The sequence below is a fragment of the Flavobacterium sp. genome (assembly GCF_043778725.1).
Classification (GTDB): Bacteria; Bacteroidota; Bacteroidia; order Flavobacteriales; family Flavobacteriaceae; genus Flavobacterium.
Genome location: NZ_JAYWFT010000099.1, coordinates 1 through 11,321, shown reverse-complemented (window position 1 = coordinate 11,321; position 11,321 = coordinate 1). Strand labels below are relative to the sequence as shown.

General features: G+C 31.6%; 12 protein-coding genes. 7 read left to right on the top strand and 5 right to left on the bottom strand.

Annotated features, from left to right (window positions below; all coding sequences use genetic code 11):
- Both ACH2CG_RS09240 and ACH2CG_RS09235 read left to right on the top strand, forming a co-directional pair.
- Positions 1-1,437, top strand: a 1,437-nt coding sequence (locus tag ACH2CG_RS09240; RefSeq protein WP_395064442.1) for an Omp28-related outer membrane protein, incomplete at its 5' end; no start/stop codon positions are given.
- A gap of 52 nt (positions 1,438-1,489) precedes the next feature.
- Entirely contained in the window at positions 1,490-2,212 is a 723-nt protein-coding gene (locus ACH2CG_RS09235; protein WP_395064440.1) for a T9SS type A sorting domain-containing protein, read from the top strand.
- A gap of 69 nt (positions 2,213-2,281) precedes the next feature.
- On the opposite strand, the gene ACH2CG_RS09230 is transcribed toward ACH2CG_RS09235, so the two are convergent.
- Entirely contained in the window at positions 2,282-3,958 is a 1,677-nt protein-coding gene (locus ACH2CG_RS09230; protein WP_395064438.1) for a DUF6029 family protein, read from the bottom strand.
- Between the two features lie 3 nt (positions 3,959-3,961).
- A complete protein-coding gene (locus ACH2CG_RS09225; protein WP_395064436.1) occupies positions 3,962-4,438 on the bottom strand; it encodes a TlpA family protein disulfide reductase in 477 nt (158 codons plus the stop codon).
- 100 nt (positions 4,439-4,538) lie between these two features.
- Between ACH2CG_RS09225 and ACH2CG_RS09220 the strand changes: the two genes are divergently transcribed.
- From ACH2CG_RS09220 to ACH2CG_RS09210, 3 genes are all read left to right on the top strand, one after another.
- The gene (locus tag ACH2CG_RS09220) at positions 4,539-5,366 is read left to right on the top strand and encodes an Omp28-related outer membrane protein (RefSeq protein ID WP_395064434.1); all 828 of its coding nucleotides are present in this window, start codon (positions 4,539-4,541) and stop codon (positions 5,364-5,366) included.
- Between the two features lie 105 nt (positions 5,367-5,471).
- Positions 5,472-5,924 (top strand): 6-pyruvoyl trahydropterin synthase family protein, encoded by a 453-nt coding sequence (locus tag ACH2CG_RS09215; protein ID WP_395064432.1) that lies wholly within the window; start codon positions 5,472-5,474, stop codon positions 5,922-5,924.
- A 55-nt stretch (positions 5,925-5,979) separates the two neighbouring features.
- Complete coding sequence (locus ACH2CG_RS09210; RefSeq protein ID WP_395064430.1) at positions 5,980-6,729, top strand: UDP-2,3-diacylglucosamine diphosphatase; 750 nt, start codon at positions 5,980-5,982, stop codon at positions 6,727-6,729.
- 138 nt (positions 6,730-6,867) lie between these two features.
- Here ACH2CG_RS09210 and ACH2CG_RS09205 read toward each other — a convergent pair whose 3' ends face one another.
- From ACH2CG_RS09205 to recJ, 3 genes are read right to left on the bottom strand one after another with little or no spacing between them, the layout of a single operon-like run.
- Positions 6,868-8,136 (bottom strand): MFS transporter, encoded by a 1,269-nt coding sequence (locus tag ACH2CG_RS09205; RefSeq protein WP_395064428.1) that lies wholly within the window; start codon positions 8,134-8,136, stop codon positions 6,868-6,870.
- A gap of 8 nt (positions 8,137-8,144) precedes the next feature.
- Positions 8,145-8,804 carry a peptidoglycan-binding protein gene (locus tag ACH2CG_RS09200; protein ID WP_395064426.1) on the bottom strand — a complete coding sequence of 220 codons (660 nt, stop codon included), beginning with the start codon at positions 8,802-8,804 and terminating at the stop codon, positions 8,145-8,147.
- A gap of 60 nt (positions 8,805-8,864) precedes the next feature.
- Positions 8,865-10,556 carry a single-stranded-DNA-specific exonuclease RecJ gene (gene recJ / locus ACH2CG_RS09195; RefSeq protein WP_395064424.1) on the bottom strand — a complete coding sequence of 564 codons (1,692 nt, stop codon included), beginning with the start codon at positions 10,554-10,556 and terminating at the stop codon, positions 8,865-8,867.
- Between the two features lie 175 nt (positions 10,557-10,731).
- Between recJ and ACH2CG_RS09190 the strand changes: the two genes are divergently transcribed.
- Both ACH2CG_RS09190 and ACH2CG_RS09185 read left to right on the top strand, forming a co-directional pair.
- Entirely contained in the window at positions 10,732-11,055 is a 324-nt protein-coding gene (locus tag ACH2CG_RS09190; protein ID WP_395064422.1) for a helix-turn-helix domain-containing protein, read from the top strand.
- Between the two features lie 3 nt (positions 11,056-11,058).
- A partial coding sequence (locus tag ACH2CG_RS09185) for a HipA N-terminal domain-containing protein (protein ID WP_395064420.1) occupies positions 11,059-11,321 on the top strand: 263 nt, incomplete at its 3' end.

Genomic DNA, 11,321 nt, shown 5'->3' with positions numbered 1-11,321 from the left:
CCAGATTTTAGAACTTCTTTTGGAACTGGTTTTGCAGGACAATCAGCATTAACAGGCTATCCTTCTGCAACAGTAAATAGAAATGTTTTTAGCGGATATTCAATGACTACTGGCGGAACTGCAATGGGAAGAAATTACTGGACTAGCGCAGCCAATCAAATTTTAGCTCAAACATCTTATGTAAACGTTGCTGTTGAGTCTAATATTAATGTAAACACAAGATTACTTACAGTTCATGTTGAAGCATACTATACAGCAAACAGTCCTGTTGCTTCTAACAAATTAAATGTTGCATTATTACAGAATAACACACTAGGACCACAAACTGGTGGTAACATGGGAGAAAATTATAATCACCAACATAGGTTAGTTAATATGTTAACAGGTCAATGGGGAGAAGTAATAACAACAACAACTTTAGGAACATTTGTAGATAGAACATATACCTATACAATTCCACAAGATTATAATTTTATTTCTGCAGAATTAGGAGATTTTGAACTAGTTGCTTTTGTAACTGAGACGCAGCAAAAAATTATTAGCGGAAATGGAAGTACACCAGTTTACTTAGGATTACCAGCAAGCGATGCTAAGGTTAAAGAAGTAAATCCGATAAGTGCACAATGTAAAAATTCATTGAGTCCTGTTATTACTATTCAAAATAGTGGTCAATCTTCTTTAACAAATTTAGCAATTAACTATTCTATAAATTCAGGATCGCCTCAGGTTTACAACTGGTCGGGTAATTTACAATCTTTAGCTAAGGCTACCGTTACATTACCAAATATTACTTATACTATTTTACCTACAAATACACTTAATATTTCACTTCCTACAGATGCAGTTTTAGCTAATAATACAGGTTCAATAACCTTTGATAAGTCATTGGAAAGTACAAATACACTGAGTTTAAATTTTCAAACGGATGCCTATGGAGATGAGGTGAGTTGGAACATAATAAATTCTGCAGGAACGTCTGTAGCTTCTGGTGGACCGTATGCAAATAGTGCCTCAATTATAGTTCCTGTTACTTTGCCAGCAGATGATTGTTATAGTTTTAATTTGATAGATGCCTATGGTGATGGTGGTGGACCAGTTACAGTAACAGATTCAAATAATCTTGAAGTATATTACACCGATGGTGCTTACGGAACAGGAGAATCTAAAAATTTTGCTTCTGGAAGCTTTCTTAATACATCTGTTTTTTCAGAAATTAAATTTTCATTATACCCAAATCCGTCTAATGGTCTTTTGTCATTAAACACTCCTGAAAGTTTAAATATTGTGATTACAGACATTACTGGAAAAATTGTTTTTGAAAGAAATGATGTTAAAAATAATGAATCTATCAATTTAACTAATTTGCAAAAAGGAATTTACATTGCTAAATTGAAAGGTGAAAATACTGAAAACGTTCAAAAACTAATATTAAATTAATTATTTTTAGGATGCTAAAGTAAATGGCATCCTAAATTTTATATAAACAATCATGAAAAATTATTTTATAATACTTTTCCTTTTAATAACTGCTTCTAGTTTTTCTCAAATTGCTTTGTCAAGACGTAACGGAACAATAATAAATAGCGGTGATATTATTGCGCACAATGTTATTGGTTATCCAGATGGAGAATTAGGATTTAAAGTTAGAAATAACGGAACTGCTAGCACTACAGTTAAAATTAGATGTGAGTTATTAGTGAATAATAATGGAACAAACTTTGAATTATGTTTTGGTGAAGAATGTTTGGCCGATATTGTTCAAGGTCAAGTTTATCCTAGTATTCCAGTTGTTTTAAATCCAAATCAAGTTACTGGAAATTTTGATCATCTTCTCAATGATAATACTGGAGCTGGTGTTTATCCTTTAGATTTTAAATTTAAATTTTTTCAAGTAAACGCATCCGGTAGTGAAACAGGAAATGCTATAACATTAACTTACAGATATGATCCAACCTTGTCTTTAAATGAAATAAACCAACTACAAACTGCTGGTGTTATTGTTAAATCTACTGTGATTAATGACATTCTAGATCTAGATGTTATGAAATCTACAAACATGAAAATTTACGACTTAAACGGTAAAATAGTTAAAGAACAAACTTTAAATTATGGCGTTCAATCTGTTGATATTTCTGATTTAGCATCCAATATTTATATATTGAGCTTTACAAGTGAAGGCATATCGACAACTCAAAAGATTGTTGTCAATTAGTTTTATTATTTTTAAAATAAGCATAAAAAAATCGCCTATATAGGCGATTTTTTTATGCTTATTAGTTTTTTAAAACGATGTATTAAGTGACAATGACAATCCAGAACTTTCGGGAACAAATCTACAAACTCCACCAACACATACCAATCCACCTCTTTGGCGTCCATAGTTTAATGCAATTCTTGTTGATTTTTTTCTAAAGGCACCGCCAAAATTGTAGTAATGATTTTGTAAATAATCAACATCATTTCCATAATTGTAGAGGTCTAAAGCAAATAAAGAAAGTTTAGAATTTAAATTGAATTCTACAGTTGCTCCAGCCCAATTTTTCTTGTCATGATCTGCCCATAAATGTTCACCCATAACTCTTAAAGAACGAGTTGTGGTAAACTTGTAAGTTACCTCTGCAGCAATAATATTAGTATTTACTTCGCCTGCAGTTTCTTCAATCATTTTCTTGTTGTAATACTGATTGATATAACTAAACACAGATTGCCATTTATTATTCCATTTTTTAGTTATTTCAACATTATAATCTGTAAAATATCTCTTTCCAAATCCCAAAAAATCAGTTTTATAATCTTGTGGATTATATATATAAAATGTGCCTCCAAGCGCATTCCAATTAGAGAAATTAAAAGCAAGTTTCATTCCGTTTTTTCCGCCAAGAACAGTTGCTTTTTTAATGTCATAAAAAACATCTACTTGTCCGCCTATTTCGCCTGCTTTTACTAAATCTTTATCAGCAAGAATTACGTTTGGTTGCGATTGATATACATAAATGTTAGCGAGATTATAATGATGCTGCTTGGTTAAACTTGGAATAAAATTCATGATTCTATCATTATACGAATTTCCTTTTGCGGCTCTTTCAGAAAAGAAACTCATGTTTTCTAATCTTCTAAAAGAACCGTCAATTCCAAATCCCTTTTTAGAATAACCCATGTTAAGTAACACTGCACTTCCTGGTTTTATTAATCTATTGTCAATTTGTTCTGTAACTTGTACAACGGCATCTTTAGACTTATAATCGTATTCTGTAGAAAGATAAAAAGCATTTCTGTTAAAGTTTAATCGTCCTGAAAAACCATTTGTGAGGTTGCTAAACTTAGGGTTTTCAATAGCTGTTTTTTCATCTCTACCAACATAGGTAAGTCCAATTGATAATTCTGTTTTTTCAAATTTTAATACATCCGAAAGTGCTAATTCTGTATCTAGTCCATAAATTTTTCCTTTAGAGACATCAAATCCTGTTCTTTGCTGACCATAAATAGATTTTACAGTTAAATATTTTGTTGGTTTAAAAATAATTCTTCCACCACGCAAAGCATTGTTAATGCCCAATGCTCTATCTTCCCAACTTCTGTATAATAAACCACTACCAAATTGTTCGTAGAAATAACCTGCAGTTAGATCAATTTTTTCGTTTTTATATTGAATAAAATATGTTGCAACATTGGTACCTTGATATTTAGGATTCATGTTTAATAGTGCATTTTTTTCATAAGCTTCGCCTTGAATTCCTGCTGACCAGTTTTTATATTTATAGTTTAAAAAAAGATAACTATTAGACCGTAATGGGTTTTCTGGATGTGTGGTAGAATTGTTAAATTCATTTTTTAATCCTTTATCGTTTAGATACCACTGTGAATTGGATTCAAATCCTCCAAAAAAATTTCCTTTTTCTTGAGCGATAACAGTTAATGGTAAAAGGAAAAATAATATTTTAGTTAGTTTTATTTTCATGGTTTATAGTGACTTCAGTTTTTCAAATAATTCTACTTCACTTCCAGGAACATAGCCATTTTGAATGTGAACTATTTTACCGTTTTTTACTACAATTGTGTACGGAATATTAACAATAGAAAGAGCTCTTTTAAAATCTTGATTGGTGTCAAGTAAAAATTTATAATTCCATTCTTTACCGTTTACTAATGGTTTTACTCTTTTTTGAGTTCTTGAATCGTCTGTAGAAACAGCAATAACCTCAAAGTTTATTTCTTTTTTCCAGTCTGTAACAACGTCATTTAATTCGTCCAACTCATTTATACAAGGTGAACACCAAGTTGCCCAAAATGAGAAAACATATAATTTGTCTTTTTCAGAAAAATCATTTTTTAAAGAAATCTTTTTTCCGTCTAAATCTGATAAATTTAAATCAGGAAGGTTTTTTTGAGAATAAGTGTTGAATCCTACAAAAAGCAATAAAAGCAGTAATTTATTCATAAAAGTTTAATTAGTTGTACAAATAAATAAATAATAATGATAAGATTAAAATTTATTTTATTTTATTTGTAATCATTAACAATGCAATACTTTACATACGATGAATAAAGTTTACTTTTTAAGTATTTTACTGATGACATTAATCTTGTCATCATGCAGTGATACTGTAGTAGTTGAAAATAAACCAGATGGAAGTGCTAACGCTCCGGCGATATCAGGTTATTTTAAAAAAAGAGTTTTAATAGAAGACTATACAGGAACTTGGTGTGGAAATTGTACACGAGTTGCCTATGCAATAGATCAAGTTAATGAACAAACCGATAAAGCTGTAAGTGTGGCTATTCATAACGGAAACGATCCTTATGATTTCGCTGGTATTGCTCCTTTAAAAAATTTAATCTTACCTAATAGTCCATTAGCTTTGCCTGTTTCAAGACTAAATAGAACATTGGTTTGGACTTTTCCTGAGCCCACAAATATTCAAGAAGCATTAGATTTAACTAGTAATAATTCAACTCTTGGTTTGGCAATGAGTTCTACTGTTTCTAATGGAACATTGAATCTAGATGTAAAAATGAAATTTGTAGAGGATTACTCTAATTTAAAACTTGTAGTTTACCTTCTAGAAGATCATTTAATCTATTATCAACGTAATTATACTAATTATTACAATGCTGTAAATCCTATTTTAGATTATGAGCACAACCATGTTTTAAGAAGTTCACTTACTAATATTTTGGGTGATGAAATTAATGGAGCAATAAATGGAAGTACCATTACCAAGAATTTTTCAATTCCTATTCCTTCAAATATTGCTAACCCTACTAATATTAGTTTTGTTGCTTTCCTTGTAGGAAGCGATAATAAAGCATTAAATGCACGAGCATCTAAAGCTAATGAAAATCAAACTTTCGAAATAAATCCATAATTTATTTTTATTAAACACAAACTAAAAGTCGCTATAAAGGTGACTTTTTTTATTTTTGGTCTGCACACAATTTATTCACTAAATTTGCAATCTAAAATAAGTACAATGAGTAAAATCAGAATTACAAAACAATTTTCTTTTGAAACGGGTCATGCACTTTATGGCTATGATGGAAAATGTAAAAATGTTCACGGACACAGTTATAAACTTTCGGTCACCGTTATTGGAACTCCAATTTTGGATAATTCTAATGTAAAGTTCGGAATGGTAATTGATTTTTCTGATTTAAAAAAAATTGTTAGAGAAGAAATTGTCGATTTGTTTGATCATGCTACCGTTTTTAATAAAAATACGCCTCATGTAGAATTGGCAAATGAACTTTCCAATCGTGGGCATCACGTTATTTTAGTTAATTATCAGCCAACTAGTGAAAACATGGTGATTGATTTTGCTAAAAAAATTAGTGATAGGTTGCCAAATGATATTCAACTTCATTCTTTAAAATTGCAAGAAACTGAAAGTTCATTTGCCGAATGGTATGCTTCGGATAATTTATAATCTATCACATTGAGTGCCGTTGAAGTGCTTTTATATTTCCATATTTTAAATTAAAATGGCAAACAAAAAAATTTATTTTGCATCTGACCAACATTTTGGTGCTCCAACTCCAGAGGCTAGTTTTCCGCGTGAGCAAAAATTTGTTGCGTGGCTTGATGAGGTAAAAAAAGATGCCGAAGCAATATTCTTATTAGGTGATTTATTCGATTTTTGGTTTGAATATAAAACTGTAGTGCCTAGAGGGTTTGTGAGGGTTTTAGGTAAATTGGCCGAAATTAGAGACAGTGGAATTCCAATTTATTTCTTCGTAGGAAACCATGATTTGTGGATGGATGATTATTTTGAAAAAGAATTAAACATTCCAGTTTATCACGATAATAAAGAATTTACGTTTAATAATAAAACATTTTTAATTGGTCATGGCGACGGAAAAGGTCCTGGTGATAAAGGATACAAGCGCATGAAAAAAGTTTTTACAAATCCGTTTTCCAAATGGATTTATCGTTGGTTGCATCCAGATATTGGAATGAAATTGGCGCAATATCTATCTGTGAAAAACAAACTCATTTCGGGTGCTGATGATGTAAAATTTCTTGGTGAAGAGAATGAGTGGTTGATACTTTATTCTAAAAAGAAGTTAGAAACAAAACATTATAATTATTTGGTTTTTGGTCACCGTCATTTGCCAATGATTGTAAAGGTTGGCGAAAATGCACAATATGTAAATCTAGGAGATTGGATTGGGTATTTTACTTATGGGGTTTTCGACGGCGAACAGTTAGAATTGAAGAAATATGATTTGTAAGTTAAACTTTAATTTTACGAGTATTGCGTGAGTGATAGTAGTGAAAATCCTTTTTTATAATGAAGTGATAACGGAATTATAAAAAAGATTGCAACGAATAGCACGACCTTTTTAGGTCACGCCCAAGAAATTTTAAAGTTAATCGCCATTTTCTAAAGCTTCAACATCTTTTTCTAAATCTAATTTTCTAAATGATGGCGAAACAAGAGCCGTTGTAGTAACTGTAATTAATGTCATTATTCCTCCAAAAACTACTGCATTTACTACACCCATAAGTTTGGCGGTGACACCACTTTCAAAAGAGCCCAACTCGTTAGATGAGCCAACAAAAATTGAATTTACAGATGAAACTCGACCTCGCATATTGTCTGGAGTGTGAATTTGTAGAATGGTATTTCTAATGACTACCGAAACGCCATCAACAATGCCGCTTAAAAATAACGCCATTACTGAAATCCAGAATATTGTTGATAAACCAAATACAATCATACAAATTCCGAAGATAAAAATTGCGGATAATAATTTAATTCCGGCTTTTTTATTTAAAGAAATATAAGCTGATAAAATCATTGTTATTACGGCGCCAACAGCTGGTGCAGCTCTTAGAATTCCGAATCCTTCTGATCCAACTTTTAAAATATCTTGGGCAAAAATTGGCAATAATGCAACGGCACCACCAAATAAAACCGCAAACATATCTAAGGAAAGCGCTCCTAAAATGGTTTTGTTCTTGAAGACAAATTTTACGCCTTCTTTTAAACTTTGTAGTATTGGTTCTCCAATTTTTGGATTTAGAATTGGTTTTTTAGAAATTTGTGAAAGTGTAATTAATGAAAAAACTGAAAAGGCAAATACCAAACACATGGACCAATGAACTCCAATTAAACTTATTGAAAATCCTGCGAGTGCTGGTCCAAACATTGATCCCATTTGCCAAACAGAGCTGCTCCAAGTTGAAGCATTAGGGTACACTTTTTTAGGCACAATTAAAGATAATAATGAAAAAACAGATGGGCCAATAAATGCTCTAACTAGTCCGCCAAGAAACACTAATGAATAGACTAAATATAGAATTCCATCAAAAGAAAAATGTGATTGAATGGATGGTAATGTGACTAAAAACAAACCGAAACTAACTACTGAAAATCCAAAAATACATTTTATTAATAATCCTTTTTTCTCGCTTTGATCTACAATGTGTCCAGCAAATAGTGCCATAGAAACTGCAGGAATAATTTCCATTAATCCTATAATGCCTAACGAAAGAGGATTTTTTGTTAAACTGTAAACTTCCCATTCGATGATTACAAATTGCATTGACCAAGCAAAAACCATTGCAAATCTCATTATTAAAAAAAGATTGAATTCTCTATATCTTAATGCTGCGTAAGGATCATTTTTTTTCATAAAGTATATTATCTCAACAAATAATCTAAAGTAATGGCATCAACTTTTCCGTCAGCAAACAATCCGTTTTTTTGTTCAAATGCTCCTAATGCTTCAATTGTCGTTTGTTTAAAAAGTCCATCAACTGGAATATTATAACCCTTTTTAACCAATATTTTTTGCAATTCAAATACAAACGAGCTGTAGTCGCCAACCTTCAAACTATATTTTTCGGGATTGCTTTTAAAAGTTTCCATCAAGAATTTTCTTTTGATGAATTCGTTGTAATCTTTTGATTTATAGCTACTTTCTTCAAATGCTATTACGTCTTTATCGTTCAATCCTTCGCTTTTCATTTTGGCAGATTGCACCAATTTTTCTTCATATAATTTTACAATCCCTAACTTTTTGGTATAACCAGAAACAACCGCTTTTGTATCATCATCATCGTCTTCGGGATTTCTAACATCTACATCATCATTTGTCCAAGCCATTTTTACATAGCTGTTTGCATCTTCAATCGCTTGATAATAATTTTGTAATGTAGCAGCGTCATAATATTTTAAATCGATTTTTTGAGTGCTTGCATAATCACTTCCTGGCGAATGAAAACGCTTGTAATTACTATATAAGTTGAATCCTAATATTAAAAATATAACTACAAGAAGTGCAATGATAATCTGCTTCATAATAAGTAAAGGTTATTTTGTAGACAAAAATAGACAAAAATAATGGTATCGTTCGTAGTATTAATTCTTCAAATCTTTCATTCTTAATTGTACCGTCACATTTCCATTAAATTCATTTTCGTCAATAGAATAAACCGCGTCAAATGGTTTTTGATTTTTGATGGAATCTAATTTGTTTCCAAGTCCAAATCCTATTGCACCAAATCCTTCCGAATTATTCTGTTTTACAAATAATTTTAAATGCTCATCTTCTTTTCCTAATGGTTTGGCATAACCTGTATCTTTTATGTTTTTAGTGATAAAAGTAGGCGTCATATTTTGTGGTCCAAAAGGTTCAAACTGACTCAATAGTCGAATCAACTTTGGGTTAATTGCTGCAAAATCTATCTCGGCATCAACCGAAATTTCTGGAATTAATAAATCGGGAGGAATGGTTTTTTGAACTTCTTTCTCGAAGGCATTTTTAAAATCCTGATAATTTTCTTCTTTCAAAGTCATTCCGGCAGCGTACATGTGTCCGCCAAATTGTTCTAGATGTTTTGCGCAAGCTTCCAAAGCATTATAAACGTCAAAATCTTTTACCGAACGTGCAGAAGCCGCGAGTTTATCGCCACTTTTTGTAAAGACAATTGTTGGTCGATAATAGGTTTCTGTCAATCGTGAGGCAACAATTCCGATAACGCCTTTATGCCAACTTTCTTGATAAACTACCGTTGTAAATTTCTCTTTTTCGTTGTTGGTTTCAATTTGCGAAAGCGCTTCAATGGTAATTTGTTTGTCTAAATCTTTTCGGTCACTATTATAACCTTCAATTTCAGCAGCAAATTGTTCGGCTTGTTCTAGATTGAATTCTGTTAAAAGCGCAACAGCTTCATTTCCATGTTTTACTCTTCCTGCGGCATTTATTCGTGGTGCAATTATAAAAACTACATCTGTAATGGTAAGTACTTTTTTCTTAACATTTTGGACTAATGCCTTAATACCCGGACGCGGATTTGAATTAATAACTTGTAATCCAAATTTTGCTAAAACTCGATTTTCGCCAGTCATGGGAACAATATCTGCAGCAATTGCTGTGGCAACCAAATCTAAATATGGAATTAAATCTAAAATAGATTGATTTCTGTTTTCAGCCAAAGCTTGAATCAGTTTAAAACCAACTCCGCAACCACAAAGTTCGTCGTAAGGATAAGAACAATCGGAACGTTTTGGATCTAGAACTGCAACAGCATTTGGTAATTCATCGCCTGGTCTGTGGTGATCACAAATAATAAAATCGATGTTTCTAGCATTTGCATAAGCCACATGATCGATTGATTTTATACCACAATCTAGTGCAATAATTAACGAAATTCCGTTGTCATCGGCGTAGTCAATTCCTTTATAGGAAATTCCGTAACCTTCGTCGTAACGATCTGGAATGTAGGTTGCAACATTGGGATAATAAGTTTTTAAATAAGAAGAAACTAACGAAACGGCAGTGGTTCCATCAACGTCATAATCGCCAAAAACCAGAATATTTTCTCCGTTTTCAACAGCTTTTTCAATACGAGAAACGGCTTTGTCCATATCTTTCATCAGATATGGATTGTGTAAATCGTCTAAGCTTGGTCTGAAAAATGTTTTGGCTTGGTCGTAGGTTTCAACTCCACGTTGAATTAATAAAGTAGCAATGGTTTCGTCTACTTGAAGTTCGTTTTGTAATTTTTGAACTTTTGCTTTTTCTGGCTTTAATTTTAATGTCCAACGCATAGTTTAATTAGGAATTAAAAATTATGAATTATGTTTTTTTGGCGTATAACTATTTTGCAAATGTATAAATGTTTTTAAATCAAATCATTAAAAAAAGATAAAAATGATTTTATATCCAAATAAAAATAGTAAATTTGTATCATAATAGATTCGTTATAGTTTAAATCAAGCAATTATGTATCAAACAAGTTACAATAGAAACTGGTATGCAATGACCGATGCGGTTGTAGTAAAAACACTTTGTCAAAGCATAAAACAAATGCGTCTCAATAAAAACATGTCGCAAGATGAACTGGCAGAACGTTCAGGAATTTCAAGAATCACTATCAGTAGAATGGAAACAGGAAAAGCAATAAATTTACTCACTTTTGTACAAATTCTTCGTGCATTAGAAAATTTAGATTTGCTTAATTATCTTAATATTGAGCCAGAAGTTAGTCCGATGCAAGTTATGGAAGAACGTGCCAAATATAGAAAAAAAGCATCTCCTAAACAGTAGTTTATGAATACAATAGCCACTATAAAAATTTGGGATAAGCGTGTTGGTGTAATCCTTTGGGATGAAGTTAAAAATGTCGGTTCGTTTGAGTTTGACAGATCTTTTGTAGCATTAAATTTAGACATTTCTCCTGTTCATATTCCTGTTGCTTCTGCCAAAAATGGACGTCGTGTTTTTTCGTTTCCTTTTTTGAATTTCGAAACCTTTAAAGGTCTTCCGGGTTTTCTTGCCGATAGTTTGCCAGATAAATTTGGAAATCAAATGAT